The sequence below is a fragment of the Phycicoccus sp. Root563 genome (genome assembly GCF_001427915.1).
Classification (GTDB): Bacteria; Actinomycetota; Actinomycetes; order Actinomycetales; family Dermatophilaceae; genus Pedococcus.
Genome location: NZ_LMGM01000001.1, coordinates 1,543,523 through 1,560,848, shown reverse-complemented (window position 1 = coordinate 1,560,848; position 17,326 = coordinate 1,543,523). Strand labels below are relative to the sequence as shown.

The window sequence follows — 17,326 nt, the reverse complement described above, 5'->3', positions numbered from 1 at the left end:
GGTGACGACCCCCGACCCTGCGCCCGCGGCACGCCTGCTGTTCGTCCACGCGCACCCGGACGACGAGACCTTGACGACGGGCATCACCATGGCCCGTCATGCGCAGGAGGGGCACCCGGTCCACGTCCTCACCTGCACCCTGGGGGAGGAGGGCGAGGTGATCCCGCCCGAGCTGCTGCACCTCGACGTGCACCACGACGACGCCCTCGGGCCGTACCGCCGCGAGGAGCTGCGCGCCGCCATGGCCGCCCTCGGCGTGAGCCACGAGGTGCTGGGGGAGGACGAGAGCCGCCTGTCCGCCTACCGCGACTCCGGGATGGCCGGGTTGGACTCGCCACCCGGCCCCGGGACCTTCGTGCGCGCCGACCCGGAGGAGGCCGTGTCCCTGGTCGTCGACGTCCTGCGACGGGTCCGGCCCGCCGTCGTCGTCACCTACGACGAGCACGGTGGCTACCTCCACCCGGACCACGTCCAGACCCACCGCATCACGTGTGCGGCCGTGGCCTCCCTGCCCCGCGAGCAGCGCCCCCTCCTGTATGCCGTGCTGACGCCGCGCTCGTGGGCCCGTGAGGACCGGCAGTGGCTGGCAGAGCACCTCCCACCCGACTCCCCGTGGTCGCTGCCGGACCCCGACGGCGAGTACCCGCCGTCGGTGGTGGCCGACGAGCTCGTGACCCACGAGGTCGTCGAGCCCACCCTCGTCCCGGTCCAGGCCCGGGCGCTTCGCGCCCACGCCACCCAGGTGACCGTGGACGGTGAGACCTACGCCCTGTCCAACGACATCGCGGCCCGGCTGTCGGGGCGTGAGGGCTTCGCCCTGCTCGACCCCGAGACCGGACACCTCGTCACCGGCGCGGACCTGCGCCCGGTCGACCACTCCCGGACGGGCGCCCCGCCGGGGTCCCGTCGCACCGACCTGACAGGAGCTCCCGCGTGAGCACCGACCTCCCGGCCGTCGACACCGACCAGTTCCGCCTGGCGATGGGGCGGTTCGCCACCGGTGTGACGGTGCTGACCACCCGCAGCGGCGAGCACGACCACGCGATGACGGCCAACGCCATCACCTCCGTCTCGATCGACCCCCTGCTGGTGCTCGTGTGCGTCGAGGTCGACGCGCGCTTCCACGAGGCCGTCACCGACGCAGGCATCTGGGGTGTGAGCATCCTGGGGGCCGAGCAGCGGCCCGTGGCGCAGTGGCTCTCGACCCAGGGCCGACCCCTGCACGGCCAGCTCGACCGCATACCCCACCACCGCGGTGCGGCCACGGGCGTCGCCCTCCTGGACGGCGCGATGGCAACGATCGAGTGTCGAACCACGGACGTGCACCCCGCCGGTGACCACAGCATCGTGGTCGGCGAAGTAGTGTCCCTCTCGAGCAACGAGCACCCCGCGGCCGCGCTGGTGTACTACCGCAGCCGCTACCAGGCGCTGAAGTGATGGGAGGGCAGGGCGTGAAGGAGAGCGGCTCCGCCGGTCTGAGGTTCGGGGTCGCGCTGGCGGTCCTGTTCGCCGCCTACCTCGGCACGGCCTGGTTCCTCGGGCGGCACGTGCCCGCCAACACGTCCGTGTCGGGCGTGCCGATCGGCGGGATGTCGCCGGCGGCCGCAGAGCGGACCCTGTCGCGCTCGTTGGGTGCCCGGCAGGACGCCGCGATCATCGTCACCGCCGGCGATAAGTCGGCCCAGCTGAGCCCCACGGACGCCGGCCTCGCGCTCGACCTCCCGGGCACGGTGGGGGAGCTCACGGGGTTCAGCCTCAAACCCTCCGACCTCTGGAACCACCTCACCGGTGGGGACGCGGAGCAGCTCAAGACGTCAGTGGACCGCGCGAAGCTCGAGGTGGCGGTCAAGGGCATCGAGTCGACGCTCGACACCCAGGTCGTCCAGGGCGCCATCACGTTCCCCGATGGCAGGGCCGCGGTGGTGCAGCCGGTGGCCGGCGCGACCCTCTCGGTGCCCGGCACCGCTGACGAGGTAGCTGCCCGGTGGCCCGCCAAGGGACCGATCGGGGCCAAGTTCGACACCGTCGAGCCCGACGTGACTGCTGACGAGGTGCAGCGCGCCGCAACGGAGTTCGCGACGCCGGCCATGTCCGGTCCCGTCACGGTCGAGGTCGCCGACAAGAAGTTCCCGGTGAAGCCGGCCGACTACGCTCCGGCCCTGTCGATGAAGGTCCAGGACGGCAAGCTCGTCCCTGCTGTGGACGACACCAAGCTCGTGGCCGCCGTCCGCGCGGCCGCCTCAGCCGCCGGTCTGGAGACCAAGGCCCGCGACGCGAAGATCACGTTCAGCGGCACCAAGCCCGTCGTCATACCGTCCGCCACGGGCTCCACCCTCGACGACGCCTCGGTCGTCGCCGCCGTGGTCCCGGCCCTGACGTCGCCGTCGCGGACGGCCACCGTCACCGCGAAGGCCGTCCAGCCCAAGCTCACGACCGCGCAGGCGAACAAGATCAAGCCCAAGGAGATCATCTCCTCGTTCACCTCGGTCTTCCCGTTCAACCCCCCGCGCACCGAGAACATCACCATCGCCGCGCGGACCCTCAACGGCACGTACGTCGCGCCGGGGGAGACGTTCAGCCTCAACCAGCGACTCGGCCAGCGGACGGCGGCCAAGGGCTACAACTCGGCGCCGGTCATCGTGAACGGCCGACTGACCAAGGACTACGGCGGCGGCATTTCGCAGCTGTCGACCACGCTGTTCAACGCGGTGTTCTTCTCGGGCGTGAAGATCGAGGAGCACCATCCCCACAGCTTCTACATCTCGCGCTACCCCGAGGGACGCGAGGCCACGATCTCCTGGCCGGACGTCGACAACCGGTTCACCAACGACAGCGGCTACGGCATCCTCATCCAGGCGTACGTGTCGGGCAGCTCGGTGACGGTGACCTTCCACGGCACCAAGGTCTGGGACGTCGAGGCCTCCAAGGGGGATCGGCGCAACGTCGTCCAGCCGAAGACCATCGTCGACGACTCCAAGGGCTGCGTGACGCAGACCCCGACGCCCGGCTTCGACGTCACGGTGACGCGAATCTTCAAGAAGGCCGGCAAGACCGTGCGGACGTCGCAGTTCAACACCCACTACATCCCCGAGGACAAGGTCACCTGCACCGGCGGGTGACGGGCGGCTGACCAGCCGAAACGTCCCGATCCGGGGACAGGGGTCGGGCCGTGTCGGGAGGGCGCCACACCCGGTGTCGGGTGGTCCGGATCGTCGGGAACCCGCCAGCTAGAGCTGGGTGGTTCTGTCCCGATATGAACCCATTTTCGTGTCGTTTGCGTGTGTCCTCGATTTCGCGACCCGGAGCTGTCGGGCTACGGTTTCGCCCTGTTCGAGTCTGCGCGTGGAACCGTTCCACGCAGCCGGAGACAGTGACCGGAGCGCCCCTGCAGGGAGGTGGCCTGCCGGTACCGCGTCCGCCGTGATGCACCACTGCTCCGTGCGACCCACGCTCCTGCGTGGGGCAGACAGGCGCCCCTCAGGCCCGCTCCGGCGGGAGTCGGGCGTCCCCCCAAGCGTCCCCCCGCGCGCAAGGAGAAGCATGTCCACCCCCCGTCGTACCGTCCTCAAGCACCTCGGTGCCGCAGCCCTCGTCTCCTCCGGAGCGGCCGTCGTCGGAGCCTCGTCGGCCTCCGCCGCCGTCGCCGAGGACGACATCCTGCTCGACTCGTTCACCGGCACCGACGACGAGAGGCTGACCAAGGCCCTCGCGGTCGCCAAGGCATCGAGTCCCCGTCGAGCCATCCGGCTCGCCGGCCGCGCCCACACGTTCACGCAGACGCGAACGACGTTCTCCGGCCTGCGGATCCTCGGCCCGAACGTCGGCTGGCAGAACCCCGAGATCGCCGGAACCAGTGGCTGCCTCCCGCAGTGCACCGTCACGCTCAACTGCGGCAACGGCGCGAAGTCGTGGCTGGTCGGAACCGCCACGACGTACAACGTCATGGTCGCCGGCATCACGTTCAAGTCCTCGAACGCCGTGACGCAGTTCTACCACCACCCGATNNCTACGGGTTCAAGCACGTCCTGGGCACCCCGGCCGACCCGTTCTCGATGACGCTGGTCACCACGAAGGGCTCCTGGACCTGTGTCGCGGTGCAGGACACGCAGTTCTCCCTGCGCGGCTCCGACAACTTCCTGTGGGTCGCCGGCGACATGAACTACGGCTGGGCCGGCGCCAACGGAGGCAAGTACCTCATGCGGTTCAGCAACCTGGCCAAGACCGCGGTGCGCCACCTCTACCTGACGGCCCGCGGTGGCTCCCGCGCGGTCCTCGTCGAGGGCCCGGCCTCCCAGCAGGGCGGCCTGGACATCAGTGACTGCGTCATCGAGGGCCAGAACGCGGGCGACCCCGCCATGGGTGCCCTGATCGTCGTCAAGGGCGGCGGCGTCTCGCTGACGAACACCAAGCTCAACTTCGGCATGGCCCGCCCCACCGACTTCAAGGACCAGAAGGACACCGCGCTGATCATGGTCCAGGGCGGCACCGCACTGATCACGAACACGTGGACCAACCGCGCCACGGCCACGCCGGAGTCGGTGCCGGTCGTCGCCGTGTCCGGTGGCGCCGCCTACGTCTCCCGCGTCATGGGCATGGGTGGCAACTGGGCGGGCAAGCCCAAGGTGGTCCGGACCGGTGGCACGCTCGTCCCCGACGCCACGGTCGCCGCAGCCTGACGGCTGGGTGCCCTACCGCACCAGGTGGGCGTAGGGGTCCGGTCGCTCGGACTCGCTGCGCAGCACGCAGAACTCGTTGCCCTCCGGGTCGGCGAGCGTCGCCCAGCCGGTGCCCGGGCCACGGTGGTCCCGCAGGTCGTGGACCATCGTGGCCCCGGCGCCGAGCAGGCGCTCGACCTCTTCGTCCATCGTCCGGTCGGTGGGCCAGAGGTCGAAGTGGATGCGGTTCTTGACCGTCTTCGCCTCGGGCACCTCGATGAACAGCACCCGCTGACGCCCGTCGGGCGAGAAGATCATGCACTCGTCGTGCCCCGGCAGGTTGGGGTCCTGCGGGTCCTCGCCGAAGCCGAGGACCCCGGCCCACCAGACCGACTGGGCGTGGGCGTCGCGGGAGTCCAACGTGGTGTGCGAGATGCGTGACGTCATGGCGCCACTCTTCCCGCCGACCCTTGCCGTGCGCCACCGGTTTGCGGCGACGTGAGGTACGCGTAGGACGAGTGCACGACGAACCCCAGCCGTCGGTACAGGCGGATCGCCGTCTCGTTGTCGTGCTCCACCTGCAGGTGGAGCAGCGAGACGCCCTCCTCGCGGAGCGCGACGGCGAGGCGCGCGGTGAGATGCGCGGCCAGCCCGCGCCCCCGGTATGCCGGGTCGGTCCAGACCGCACCCAGGCCGCCCCACCCGGCGCCGATCCCCAGTCGTGCCAAGGCGATCGGTGCGGTACCGGCCGCATCGCCAGCCCTGAGCCCCAGCTGCTGGGAGAGCCCGCCACCGGGGGTGATGCTGCCGAACAGCACGCGCGGGCTGCCGCTCAGGACCGCCTCCGTGGCGCCCGGCACCGTGGCCCGGGTGCGGTGGTAGGCCTCCAGCCACGAAGGGGACAGGTCGTCCGCGATCGTGACCGCCGGTCCGCCGGGGTCGGCAGCGGCGATGGTCTCCCGGGCGGCAGTGAGGTTCAGCGTGCGGCTGCCGACGGTGTAGCCACGGGCCAGGAGCAGCGCCCCCAGCGAGTCATCGGCGGGCTCGAACCCCTGAGGTCCCGCGAGGGCGAACTTCGCTGGGAGGCCTCGCCCGGCATACCAGTGCTCCACCTCCTCGACCGCGGCGGCGAGGGGCCTCCCGGGGCTTCCCACCGGGACGACCGAGTTGCCGCGCTGGGTGTACCCCGCCGAGGCGCGCAGCTGCCAGTCACCGAGGGCGCCGCGCTCGACCGCGCCCCACGCCGGCACCATGACGCGCTGGAGGTCCTCGATGGTCAGGGCCAGGTGGGGTGCGCCGCGGCGCGACGGCTTCGGGGGGACCTCCTTGGCGGTGGTCACCCGCGCCAGCGCGATGGTGACAGGGCCGCGCGAGGTCTCGACGACCACGTGCTGCGCGTCGCGCTCCGCAAGGGTTCCCACGCTGTCGGTCAGGGTCGCCCCGGTGGCCTCGTCGGGGGCGTCGAGGCGCCACCTGACCACCACTCGGGACCCGAGGGGGATCCTCCGCACGTCTGCTGGCACAGGCCGCATAGTATGTCCGCCATGACGTACGTGATCGCCCAGCCTTGCGTTGACCTCAAGGACAAGGCCTGCATCGAGGAATGCCCGGTCGACTGCATCTACGAAGGTGAGCGGTCCCTCTACATCCACCCGGACGAGTGCGTCGACTGCGGCGCCTGCGAGCCGGTGTGCCCCGTCGAGGCGATCTACTACGAGGACGACGTGCCCGAGCAGTGGGCCGAGTACTACAAGGCGAACGTCGAGTTCTTCGACGACCTCGGCAGCCCCGGCGGTGCCGCCAAGCTCGGCATCATCAACAAGGACCACCCGATCATCGCCGACCTGCCCCCGCAGGAGCACGACGAGTGAGCATCCGCTCGCTCCCCGACTTTCCCTGGGACTCGCTCGCTCCGTACAAGGAGCGGGCGAGTTCCGCTGTCCCGGGCGGGATCGTCGACCTGTCGGTGGGCACCCCCGTCGACCCCACGCCGGGTGTCGTGCAGGAGGCGCTGCGTGCTGCCGCCGACGCTCCCGGCTACCCGCAGACCTACGGCACCCCGGCCCTGCGTGAAGCGGTCGCCACGTGGTTCGCCCGTCGCCGGGGGGTCCCGGACCTGGACCCCGACGGTGTCCTGCCGACGGTCGGGTCCAAGGAGCTGGTCGCGTGGCTGCCGACCCTGCTCGGCCTGGGCGCGGGTGACGTCGTGGGGTTCCCCGGCATCGCCTACCCGACCTACGACGTCGGCGCCCGCCTCTCCGGGGCGACCCCCCAGGTCGTCGACGGGCTCAACGCGCTCGGGCCGCTGACGGCCGCCACGACACCGAAGCTGTTGTGGCTCAACACCCCCAGCAACCCCACCGGTCGCGTCCTCGGCATCGACCACCTCGCCAAGGTCGTGGCCTGGGCCCGCCAGCACGGCGTGGTCGTCGCCTCGGACGAGTGCTACGCCGAGCTGGACTGGCGCAGCGACTCGACCGAGCCGACCACCCCGAGCATCCTCGACCCACGGGTCTGCGGCGGCAGCCACGAGGGCCTGCTCGCCGTCTACTCGCTGAGCAAGCAGTCCAACCTCGCCGGGTACCGCGCCGCATTCGTCGCGGGGGACGTGACCCTCGTTCGTCAGCTGCTCGAGGTCCGCAAGCACGCCGGCATGATCGTGCCGTGGCCGGTGCAGGCCGCCCTCACGGCCGCGCTCGGTGACGACACCCACGTGGCCGAGCAGAAGGCCAGGTATGGCGCGCGGCGTGCCGCCCTGCGCGAAGCCGTCGAGGCGTTCGGCCTCCGCGTGGACCACTCCGACGCGGGCCTGTACCTCTGGGCGACGCGGGGCGAGGACGCCTGGGAGACGGTCGACGCCCTGGCCTCGCGCGGGATCCTCGTGGCACCGGGCACCTTCTACGGTCACGCGGGGCGCGAGCACGTGCGGATCGCCCTGACCGCGACCGACGAGCGCATCGACGCCGCGGTCGGCAGGCTCCTCGCCTGAGGTGCCCGTTTTCCGCCCGTGCGGTGGGTTGGGGTAGCGTCGAGCGTGCGCGAGGCACGCCGTGTGAAGGGTGCCCGCCCCGGGACATTTGAGGATGGTTACGCATGAGCAATGACGGATCCACCGGCGCCACGCTGAAGGCCGGCACCACCGAACTCGACCTCCCCCTGGTCAAGGCAGCCGAGGGCAACGACGGCTACGACATCAGCAAGCTGATGAAGGAGACCGGCAACACCACCCTCGACATCGGGTTCGTCAACACCGCCTCCTGCAACAGTGCGGTGACCTACATCGACGGCGACCAGGGCATCCTGCGCTACCGCGGGTACCCGATCGAGCAGCTCGCCGAGAAGTCGAGCTTCCTCGAGGTCTCCTACCTGCTCATCTACGGCGAGCTGCCGACGCAGACCGAGCTCGACGACTTCGACTCCAAGATCCGTCGCCACACGTTGCTGCACGAGGACCTCAAGGCCTTCTTCGGTGGGTTCCCGCGTGATGCGCACCCGATGCCGGTGCTGTCGTCAGCCGTGTCCGCGCTCGGCACCTTCTACCAGGACAGCCTGGACCCGTTCGACAAGGAGCAGGTCGAGATCTCGACCGTGCGCCTGCTGGCCAAGCTTCCGACCATCGCGGCCTACGCCTACAAGAAGTCGGTCGGTCAGCCGTTCCTCTACCCCGACAACTCCCTGTCGGTCACCGAGAACTTCCTGCGCATGACGTTCGGCTTCCCGGCCGAGCCGTACGACCTCGACCCCGACATGGTCAAGGCGCTGGACCTCCTGCTCATCCTGCACGCCGACCACGAGCAGAACTGCTCGACGTCGACGGTCCGCCTCGTCGGATCCGCCCAGGCCAACCTGTTCAACTCGGTCTCCGCCGGCATCCACGCCCTGTCCGGCCCGCTGCACGGCGGCGCCAACTCGGCCGTCCTCGAGATGCTCGACGGGATCGCCAAGGACGGTGGCGACGTCGATGCGTTCGTCCGCAAGGTGAAGAACAAGGAGGACGGCGTCAAGCTGATGGGCTTCGGCCACCGGGTCTACAAGAACTACGACCCGCGCGCGGCGATCATCAAGAAGACCGCCGACACCATCATCAACAAGGACGGCGTGAAGGACCCGCTGCTCGACATCGCGCTGCAGCTCGAGCAGCGCGCCCTCGAGGACGACTACTTCGTGGAGCGCAAGCTCTACCCGAACGTCGACTTCTACACCGGCCTGATCTACAAGGCCATGGGCTTCCCGACCAAGATGTTCACGGTCCTGTTCGCCCTCGGTCGCCTGCCGGGCTGGATCGCCCAGTGGCGCGAGATGATCGAGGACCCGCAGACCAAGATCGGTCGCCCGCGCCAGATCTACACCGGTCACACCGAGCGCGACTACGTGGACTTCAGCGCNCCGGTTCCCCACGGAACCGGGCCTCGCGCCATACCCGGGTCCCTCCGGCCCGCCCGCGCGGAGGGCGCCACCGGGTGTTCCACCTCACCGAACGTGCCTCAGTCCACCAGGGCATGCAGGAGGACGAGGAGCTCTCGCCGCAGGCGGGGGTCGCGCAGGTCCGCAGTGGCCATGCGGACGACTCGCCAGACGAAGTCGGGTCAGCTGGTGGTCGGGAAGGTGACGGTCACGGTGGTGCCGGCGCCGCCCTTGACCGACTTCCACGTCCAGCCGTCGGTGTCGCGGGTGCGGGTCCACTCCTTCGAGCCGACCCGGACCTTCGTGGCGCCGTACTGCGCCGCCTTGGCGACCGCGAACGACCCCGTGCTCCACGCCTGCCGCTCGGAGCCTGCCTTGACGGTGAGGACGCTGCCCTTGACCGAGCCCTTCACCCCGAGCTCCTTGGACAACGCGGCCCTCAGGTCGGCGGGCCGGCCACCCGTGGAGTCGTCGAGGCGGCAGCCGAGGCCGCCGGGGGAGTGGCCGCTGAGCGTCGAGGCCATGAGGCGGCCCTCCTGCTCGTGGTCGGCGTACGCCTCGGGGTAGGCCGAGCGCTGCACCTTCTGGGCGATCTCGGTGATGCGCATCTGCTCGTACCCGTCGACCTTGACGAGCGCGTCGTAGAACTTGTTCGTGGCGTAGACCGGGTCGAGGATCTGCTTCTCCGTGCCCCACCCCTGGCTCGGCCGCTGCTGGAACAGCCCGACCGAGTCCCGGTCGCCGTAGGTCAGGTTGCGCAGCTTGGACTCCTGGATCGCCGTGGCGATGGCGATCGTGCCGGCCCGGGCGGGCAGGCCGCGCTTCTCCGCGATGGCCACGATCGTTGCGGCGTATGCGGTCTGGCTGGGGTCGAAGTCCACGCTGGTGCCCAGCGCGGTGGCCTGGCACCGGGGGCCGCCCAGGTTGTGCAGGGTGCCGCGCAGCCCGATCCAGCCGGCACCCACGAGTCCCGCGACGAACAGCAGCAGCACGACCCGGGTGACGAGGCGCCGGGTCCGCGACGGGGGCCTGTGCTCGGAGAGGACGGTGCCCCGCTTGGTGCTGGGCACGGCTAGTCGTTGGCGTGCAGCGCGGAGTTGAGCACGATGCCGTGCCCGTCCCGTGCCTTGGCCTCGACGGTGCCGGTCACCGAGTTGCGGATGAACAGGAGGTTGTCGTGACCGGACAGCTCGCGGGCCTTGACGACCCGCCCGTCCGCGAGGGTGACCTTGGTACCCGCCGTGAGGTAGAGGCCCGCCTCCACCACGCAGTCGTCACCCAGGGCGATCCCGAGACCGGCCTCGGCGCCGAGGAGGCAGCGCTCACCGACGCGCACGCGCTCGGTGCCGCCCCCCGACAAGGTGCCCATCGTCGATGCGCCGCCACCGATGTCGGACCCGTCGCCCACGACGACACCCTGGGAGATCCGGCCCTCGACCATCGAGCTGCCGAGCGTCCCGGCGTTGTAGTTGACGAACCCCTCGTGCATCACGGTGGTGCCCGGCGCCAGGTGCGCGCCCAGGCGAACCCGGTCGGCGTCGGCGATGCGGACGCCCGTGGGGACGACGTAGTCGACCATCCGGGGGAACTTGTCGATGCCCAGCACGTTGACCGTCCCGCGCAGGCGCAGCCGGGCGCGCGTCATCTCGAAACCGTCGACCGCGCACGGGCCCTGGGTCGTCCAGACGACGTTGGCGAGGACCCCGAAGATGCCGTCGAGGTTGATGCTGTTGGGCTCGACCAGGCAGTGCGAGAGCAGGTGCAGGCGCAGGTACGCGTCGGAGGGGTCGGCCGGCGCCGCGTCGAGGTCGACCTGCACGTCCACGACGGTGCGTCGCACCCGACGGAGCTCGTCGGCGCCGGCGAGGGCGCGCAGCTCCTCGGGGACGCTCGCACCGTCGGGGCGTGCGCCGAGCGCCGGCTCGGGGTACCAGGTGTCGAGGACCACACCGTCGACGGTCGTGGTGGCCAGTCCGAAACCCCATGCGCTGCGCTCACTGCTCATGTGGGCAAGCCTAGGGGAGCGAGGCTGAGGATCCGGACGCTGGATAGGGTCGTGGGCATGGCGAACCCTTCTCAGGACACCCCCCAGCACACCACCCAGGACAGCCCCCAGGACACCGCCCACGACCTCGTCCCGCTGGACCTGTCTGCCGACGTCGTGACGTTGACCGCGGCGCTGTGCGACATCGAGTCCGTCAGCCTCGACGAGCGACGGGTGTGCGACGCGATCGAGGCGGCGCTCGTGCCGCTGGAGCACCTCACAATCACCCGCATCGGCAACACCCTCGTCGCGCGCACCGAGCTCGGCCGTGACGAGCGCGTCGTCCTCGCCGGCCACATCGACACGGTCCCGCTGACCAAGGCTCCCGCCAACCTGCCGACCCGTCGCGAGGGCGACGACCTCGTGGGCCGCGGCACCGTCGACATGAAGGGCGGCGTCGCCGTCCAGCTCAAGGCCGCCCTGGTCACCGAGCCGAGCCGCGACCTCACCTTCGTCTTCTACGAGGGGGAGGAGATCGACAGCGAGCACAACGGCCTCCTGCACGTCCAGCAGCAGCGCCCCGAGCTGATCGCCGACGCCGACTTCGCCGTCCTCCTCGAGCCGACCGCCAGCCAGGTCGAAGGTGGCTGCAAGGGCACCCTGCGGGTCGACGTGACCGCCCGTGGCCTCGCGGCGCACTCGGCCCGACCGTGGAACGGGCGCAACGCGATCCACGCCGCCGCCGACCTGCTGACCCGCCTCACGGCATACGAGCCGGCCACGGTGACGGTCGACGGCCTGGACTACCACGAGGCCCTCAACGCCACGGGGATCCGTGGCGGCATCGCGGGCAACGTCATCCCGGACGAGTGCGTCGTCACGGTCAACTACCGGTACGCCCCCGACAAGTCGCCGGAGGTCGCGCTGGCCCACGTGGCCGAGCTGTTCGAGGGCTATGACCTCGTCGAGCTCGACAACGCCCCCGGCGCCCGCCCCGGCCTGGACCTCCCGGCCGCCAAGGCGTTCGTCGAGGCGCTCGGGCTGCCCGTCATCGCCAAGGAGGGCTGGACCGACGTCGCCCGCTTCTCGGCCATGGACATCGCCGCGGTGAACTTCGGCCCCGGTGACCCCAACCTCGCGCACCACGACGACGAGCGGTGTCCCGTCTCGCAGCTCGTGTCCGCCGAGGCGGCCCTGCTGCGTTGGCTCGCATAGGTTGATCGCGTGAGTGACGAGACGACGGACATCACCAGCGCGAGCGACTACGAGTACCACACCGGCCCGGTGACCCTGCGGGGTTCGCGCGTCCCCGGGACAACCACCGACCAGCGACTGCTCGACAGCCGCGGCTCCAGCGAGTGGCTGCACACCGACCCGTGGCGGGTGATGCGGATCCAGAGCGAGTTCGTCGAGGGGTTCGGGGCGCTCGCCGAGCTCGGCCCGGCGGTGAGCGTGTTCGGTTCGGCCCGGACGAAGCCCGGCACGCCCTTCTACGAGCTCGGCACCCATGTGGGGCGGGCCCTGGTCGAGGCCGGGTATGCCGTGATCACCGGTGGCGGGCCCGGCGCCATGGAGGCGGCGAACAAGGGTGCCCGTGAGGCGGGCGGGGCCTCGGTCGGCCTGGGGATCGAGCTGCCGTTCGAGCAGGGGCTGAACGAGCACGTGAACCTGGGGGTGAACTTCCGCTACTTCTTCGCGCGCAAGACGATGTTCGTCAAGTACGCGCAGGGGTTCATCGTCCTGCCGGGCGGGTTCGGCACCCTCGACGAGCTGTTCGAGGCCGTCACCCTCGTGCAGACCCGCAAGGTCACGTCCTTCCCGATCGTCCTGATGGGCACCGAGTACTGGGGCGGGCTGCTGGACTGGTTGCGCGGCACGGTCCTCGATGCGGGAACGGTCAGCGAGAAGGACATCGACCTCCTGCACCTCACCGACGACGTCGACGAGGCCGTCCGCATCGTCACCTCGACCGACCAGACGGTGGCGGCCAAGCGTCCCGAGTGACGTCCGGCCCGATCGACCCATGGACTGCGGGGCTGGCCGGGGCGATGATGGACCCGTGAACATCTCACCGCTGCCACGGCAGGGTGACGTCGTGGTCGGTCGCGACGTCGCCGGCCGGACGCTGCGGATCTCCGGTCACCCGGAGAGCGGGCGGGTGGTGCTGTCGATCTGGCAGGACACCGTGTGCCGGGCGACGGTCCGCCTCCTGGCCGAGGACGTCCCCGCGGTCGTGGAGATGCTCGCGCGCAGTGCGCTGACCCCCGCCGCGTCGGGGGAGGACTCCCGCGCCCTCGACACGGCAGGCTGAATAGGACGCTCCCAGCAGTTCGTGCGACGATCACCTGCGTGATCTGGGTCTTCTTCACCGTCATCGCCGTGCTGCTCATCGGCGGCTTCGCCGCGCTCGTGACGGGCCGGCTGGGCTACGACCCGATGGCGGACGCGACGAGCACCCAGAGCTCACCAGCCCTGTCCGACGGGTTCGCGTCCGACGAGATCTCCGCCGTGCGCTTCGACACCGCCCTGCGCGGTTACCGCATGGACCAGGTCGATGCCGTCCTCGACCGGTTGCAGTCCCGCCTCGCCGAGCTGGAGGGTCCGCGCGCGGCCACCGAGCCGGAGAGCCACCGCGACACGGTGCGCTGAGCAGATGGCCACCCTCCACCTCACCCGGCACACCGCGGCGAGTCCTGCCGCCGTGTGGGACGTCGTCGCCGACTTCGCGGGCTACGGCGACTGGATGCCGATGACCCGGATGACCACGGACGCGGGGGAGCCGCGGGTCGGCTGGGGGTTCGCGGGGCTCAGCGGGCCCGGTCCGCTCGTCTTCTCCGACTCCATGCTCGTCACCCGGTGGGACCCACCATCGCCCGACAGCGACCCCGCCGCCCCCGCGGTGTTCCGGGTGGTCAAGACCGGACGCCTGCTCGGTGGGTGGGCCGAGGTGACGGTGACCCCCGAACCACACATCGGCAGCCCGGGTGTGCTGGGTTCCCGGCTCGACTGGGTCGAGGACGTCGTCGTGCGTCCACTGCCGTTCAAGCGCCTGTTCGAGCCGGCGCTGGACCGCGCCAGCACGTGGCTCTACGGACGTGCCGTCGACGCCATGCTCGCGCGGGCCGCCGGGTCCCGACGGTGAGCGGCCTCCTCGTCGGCTCGGACGGGTTGGCGCGCTGCGCGTGGGCCGGGTCGACCCCGGACTACCTCACCTACCACGACACCGAGTGGGGTGTGCCGGTCCACGGCGAGCAGGCGCTGTACGAACGCCTCACCCTCGAAGCCTTCCAGTCCGGGCTGTCCTGGATCACCATCCTGCGCAAGCGCGAGGCCTTCCGCGCCGCGTTCGCAGGCTTTGACGCCGAGGTGGTCGCGACCTTCGGCGACGCCGATCGGGCCCGGCTGATGGCCGATGTGGGCATCGTCCGCAACCGCCTCAAGGTCGATGCCGCCATCCACAACGCCGCCGCCGTGCTCGCGCTGCGGGAGTACGGCGGGCTCGACGCCCTCGTCTGGTCGCACGCGCCGGCCGACCACGCACCGCCGAGGTCGGCCGAGGACTTCCGGGCGACCAGCCCGGAGAGCGTCGCCCTCGCCAAAGGCCTCAAGAAGGCGGGGTTCGTGTTCGTCGGCCCCACGACGATGTATGCCGCCATGCAGGCGTGCGGCCTCGTGGACGACCACGTCGTGGGCTGCCACCGGTCGGGGGTCGGTGCCGGGGCGGACCAGGGCCCCGCATGAGCAGGGGCGCCGTCCTCCTCAGGTCGCTGACCGTCAGGACAGCGCTGGTCTACCTCGCCCTGCGGGCCGTGTCGGGCCTGCTCCTCGTGCTGGCCAGCCGGGACCAGGCGGTGATGCCGGACTGGACCGGCCCGACCGTCGAGCCGATCGACATGACCGTCCTCTGGGACGGCAGCTGGTACCGCAACGTGGCGGAGCAGGGCTACCCCAACCCGCTGCCCGTCGACCAGGCCAGTGGACACGTCGCGCAGAACGCCTGGGCGTTCTACCCGCTCTTCCCCCTCCTGGCGCGGATGCTCATGTCGGCCGCGGGTCTGGGGTTCCCCGTGGTGGCCTCGACCCTGGCCCTCCTCGCCGGGCTCGGCGCGAGCGTCCTCATGGCCCGCCTGCTGGCCGAGAAGGTGGGCGACAGGGTCGCCCTCGGTGCCGTCGCCGTCTGGGCCGCGTTCCCGGCGGCGGTGTCCCTCCAGCTCGCGTACACCGAGTCGCTCGCGATGTTCGTCCTGTGCGGCCTGCTCTGGGCGCTGGTCCGACGCAGCTGGGGGATGGTGGCCGGGCTCTCGCTGCTGCTGGGCCTCACCCGGCCCATCGCCGTGCCGGTGGTCGTCGTGGTCGGTGTCTCCGTGCTCCTGCTGTGGCGAAGGCGCCGCCAGCAGAACGTCACCCGGGGTGAGCTCGTCTCGGCCCTGGCCGCGCTCGCCACCACCGCGGTGGGCGCAGTGCTGTGGCCCCTCATCGCCTGGCAGGTGACCGGGTCCCGCACGGCATACACCGACACCATGGCCGCGTGGCGCGCCGGAGGTGAGATCACCCCGCTCAAGCCCTGGCTGGGCATGTCGCAGTGGGCCTTCCGCGACTTCGACGGTGCCGCCGTCTACGGCCCCGTGGGGCTGGCCGCCCTCGTGACGACCATCGTCGTGCTCACCTGCGGCCCCTGGGCGACCAGGCTCGGCCCCGAGCTGAGGGTCTGGTGCCTGGCGTACCCCGCCTACCTCGCGGTCGTCCTCGACCCCTTCACGAGCATCTTCCGCTACGCCCTGCCACTGTTCCCGCTGCTCGTCGTGGTGCTCGGCGGCGGCTGGCTCGAGCGGGCCGCGCGCCACCTGACCGTCCGCGTCGGCTTCCTCGTGGCTGCGGGCATCGTGGGCCAGGTCGCCTGGATCTGGAAGCTGCTCGTCTACCACGCGCCGGCGGACTACCCGCCGTGACCGCCGTCGCCCGCGTCCGCAGCGTCCCGTCCCTGCTGACCTCCTCCCTGCTCACCTCCAGCGGCCGCAGCGCCGCCGCCGGGTGGGCCCTGCGCCGCCCCGTCGTCTTCCTGCTCCTCTGGTATGCCGTGACGCGGGTCCTCGTGTTCGTCACCATGGCGGTCGCCGCGACGTGGTTCCAGACCCCTGCGGGGGTGGGCCACCTCCACCCGACGATCGGTGACGTCCTCGGTGGGTGGGACAGCGTCTGGTACCGCCGGGTGGCCGTCGACGGCTACCCCGTGCCACTGCCTGCCGACCCCGACACCGGGCTGCTGACCTACAGCGCATGGGCGTTCTACCCGGCGTTCCCGATGCTCGTCCGCGCCCTCATGGTCACGGGGATGTCTTCCGAGGTGTCCGCGGTCCTGCTCAACCTCGTCCTCGGTGCGGTCTGCACGATCCTCGTGTGGAAGTGCCTCAACTTCGCCCTGCACGCGGCCCCGCAGCCGGCCCGCGAGCGGCTGGCCCTCGTCGCGGGCATCCTGTGGTGCCTCTACCCCGCGACCTCGGTGCTGGTGATGCCGTACACCGAGGCCCTCGCGGGCGTGCTCATCGCCGGGTCGCTGCTCCTGCTGATGCGGCGGCAGTACGCCCTCGTCGCACTGGTCACGATCGGGCTCGGGTTCACGCGTGCCGCCGCCCCTGCGATCGCCTGTGCCGCGATCGCGCACCTCGCCCTGCGCTGGCGCGAGGACCGGGCGGCGGGCACGCGGCCGCTGACCGGGCAGCGGACGACCGCTGCCCTGATGCTGCTGGCGACGGCCGCCTCCTCCATCGCCTGGCCCGTCGTCGTCGGGATCGCCAGCGGGCTGCCGATGGCGTTCTTCGACGTGCAGGCCGCCTGGGGGCAGAGGCCGGAGTCGGGGCCGTTCGTGCTGTGGCTGTCGTGGGCGTGGGACGGCCACGGCGTCGTCGGGGTGGCGGTCCTCGTCGGCCTCGTGGCGACGTACATCGCCCTCATCGTCGGCCGCCACGGCCGCTGGCTGGCGATCGAGCTGCGGGTCTGGGCCCTGGCCTACCCGCTCTACCTGCTGGCGGTCGTCCGGCCGATCACGAGCATGTGGCGGTTCCTGCTGCTCGACTTCCCCATCGCCGCGCTCGTGGCGTCCGTGGCGATGCGGACCTCGACGGGGGAGCGGGTGGTGCCGCACTGGCGGCGCCGGGTCGCCGTCGTGGCCCTCGTCCTGCTCGGGGGCATGTTCTGGTTCACCTGCACCCTGCTGACGTACACGCCGTGGGCGGCAGCCCCGCCCTGACCGTGTCGCCGGTCGCTGGCCGCCCGCCGGTCCGTC

At 71.2% G+C, this 17,326-nt stretch carries 17 protein-coding genes and 1 pseudogene; 14 read left to right on the top strand and 4 right to left on the bottom strand.

The features are described from left to right. The first annotated feature begins 1 nt into the window (after position 1). From mshB to ASD62_RS07325, 3 genes are read left to right on the top strand one after another with little or no spacing between them, the layout of a single operon-like run. Entirely contained in the window at positions 2 to 937 is a 936-nt protein-coding gene (gene mshB / locus ASD62_RS07335; RefSeq protein ID WP_056915396.1) for an N-acetyl-1-D-myo-inositol-2-amino-2-deoxy-alpha-D-glucopyranoside deacetylase, read from the top strand. Beyond that, positions 934 to 1,437, top strand: a complete 504-nt coding sequence (locus tag ASD62_RS07330; RefSeq protein ID WP_056915395.1) for a flavin reductase family protein — start codon at positions 934 to 936, stop codon at positions 1,435 to 1,437. The genes mshB and ASD62_RS07330 overlap by 4 nt, the downstream gene beginning before the upstream one ends. Before the next feature lie 14 nt (positions 1,438 to 1,451). Then, positions 1,452 to 3,119: a VanW family protein gene (locus ASD62_RS07325; protein ID WP_157581394.1), complete on the top strand. Its 1,668-nt coding sequence runs from the start codon at positions 1,452 to 1,454 to the stop codon at positions 3,117 to 3,119. Positions 3,120 to 4,688: 1,569 nt separating this feature from the next. Here the strand turns inward: ASD62_RS07325 and ASD62_RS07310 are convergent. Next, positions 4,689 to 5,102, bottom strand: a complete 414-nt coding sequence (locus ASD62_RS07310) for a VOC family protein (RefSeq protein WP_056915391.1) — start codon at positions 5,100 to 5,102, stop codon at positions 4,689 to 4,691. Then, positions 5,099 to 6,178: a GNAT family N-acetyltransferase gene (locus ASD62_RS07305; RefSeq protein ID WP_162254755.1), complete on the bottom strand. Its 1,080-nt coding sequence runs from the start codon at positions 6,176 to 6,178 to the stop codon at positions 5,099 to 5,101. Before ASD62_RS07305 ends, ASD62_RS07310 begins: the two co-directional genes overlap by 4 nt. Positions 6,179 to 6,199: 21 nt before the next feature. On the opposite strand from ASD62_RS07305, the gene fdxA reads away from it, so the two are divergent. The 3 genes and pseudogenes from fdxA to ASD62_RS07290 all read left to right on the top strand — a co-directional run. Next, positions 6,200 to 6,526 (top strand): ferredoxin, encoded by a 327-nt coding sequence (fdxA, locus tag ASD62_RS07300; protein WP_056917233.1) that lies wholly within the window; start codon positions 6,200 to 6,202, stop codon positions 6,524 to 6,526. Further along, entirely contained in the window at positions 6,523 to 7,644 is a 1,122-nt protein-coding gene (gene dapC, locus ASD62_RS07295) for a succinyldiaminopimelate transaminase (RefSeq protein WP_304438293.1), read from the top strand. Before fdxA ends, dapC begins: the two co-directional genes overlap by 4 nt. A gap of 104 nt (positions 7,645 to 7,748) precedes the next feature. Then, positions 7,749 to 9,040, top strand: a pseudogene (locus ASD62_RS07290) (citrate synthase); the annotation flags it as partial. A gap of 201 nt (positions 9,041 to 9,241) precedes the next feature. On the opposite strand, the gene ASD62_RS07285 reads toward ASD62_RS07290, so the two are convergent. After that, a complete protein-coding gene (locus tag ASD62_RS07285) occupies positions 9,242 to 10,129 on the bottom strand; it encodes a hypothetical protein (protein WP_056915389.1) in 888 nt (295 codons plus the stop codon). A 2-nt stretch (positions 10,130 to 10,131) separates the two neighbouring features. After that, positions 10,132 to 11,064, bottom strand: coding sequence for a 2,3,4,5-tetrahydropyridine-2,6-dicarboxylate N-succinyltransferase (gene dapD / locus ASD62_RS07280; protein ID WP_056915388.1), 933 nt, complete (start codon positions 11,062 to 11,064; stop codon positions 10,132 to 10,134). A 57-nt stretch (positions 11,065 to 11,121) separates the two neighbouring features. On the opposite strand from dapD, the gene dapE reads away from it, so the two are divergent. From dapE to ASD62_RS07240, 8 genes are read left to right on the top strand one after another with little or no spacing between them, the layout of a single operon-like run. Continuing rightward, positions 11,122 to 12,258, top strand: a complete 1,137-nt coding sequence (gene dapE, locus ASD62_RS07275) for a succinyl-diaminopimelate desuccinylase (protein ID WP_082580970.1) — start codon at positions 11,122 to 11,124, stop codon at positions 12,256 to 12,258. A 9-nt stretch (positions 12,259 to 12,267) separates the two neighbouring features. After that, positions 12,268 to 13,047, top strand: a complete 780-nt coding sequence (locus ASD62_RS07270; protein ID WP_235529069.1) for a TIGR00730 family Rossman fold protein — start codon at positions 12,268 to 12,270, stop codon at positions 13,045 to 13,047. Positions 13,048 to 13,102: 55 nt separating this feature from the next. Then, the gene (locus tag ASD62_RS07265; protein WP_056915387.1) at positions 13,103 to 13,354 is read left to right on the top strand and encodes a hypothetical protein; all 252 of its coding nucleotides are present in this window, start codon (positions 13,103 to 13,105) and stop codon (positions 13,352 to 13,354) included. Between the two features lie 38 nt (positions 13,355 to 13,392). Continuing rightward, complete coding sequence (locus tag ASD62_RS07260; protein ID WP_056915386.1) at positions 13,393 to 13,692, top strand: DivIVA domain-containing protein; 300 nt, start codon at positions 13,393 to 13,395, stop codon at positions 13,690 to 13,692. A 4-nt stretch (positions 13,693 to 13,696) separates the two neighbouring features. Further along, positions 13,697 to 14,185, top strand: a complete 489-nt coding sequence (locus tag ASD62_RS07255) for an SRPBCC family protein (RefSeq protein WP_056915385.1) — start codon at positions 13,697 to 13,699, stop codon at positions 14,183 to 14,185. After that, positions 14,182 to 14,784, top strand: a complete 603-nt coding sequence (locus ASD62_RS07250) for a DNA-3-methyladenine glycosylase I (protein WP_056915384.1) — start codon at positions 14,182 to 14,184, stop codon at positions 14,782 to 14,784. The genes ASD62_RS07255 and ASD62_RS07250 overlap by 4 nt, the downstream gene beginning before the upstream one ends. Further along, positions 14,781 to 15,992, top strand: a complete 1,212-nt coding sequence (locus tag ASD62_RS07245) for a hypothetical protein (RefSeq protein ID WP_056915383.1) — start codon at positions 14,781 to 14,783, stop codon at positions 15,990 to 15,992. The genes ASD62_RS07250 and ASD62_RS07245 overlap by 4 nt, the downstream gene beginning before the upstream one ends. Further along, a complete protein-coding gene (locus ASD62_RS07240; protein ID WP_056915382.1) occupies positions 15,989 to 17,290 on the top strand; it encodes a hypothetical protein in 1,302 nt (433 codons plus the stop codon). The genes ASD62_RS07245 and ASD62_RS07240 overlap by 4 nt, the downstream gene beginning before the upstream one ends. The last annotated feature ends 36 nt before the right edge of the window (positions 17,291 to 17,326 follow it).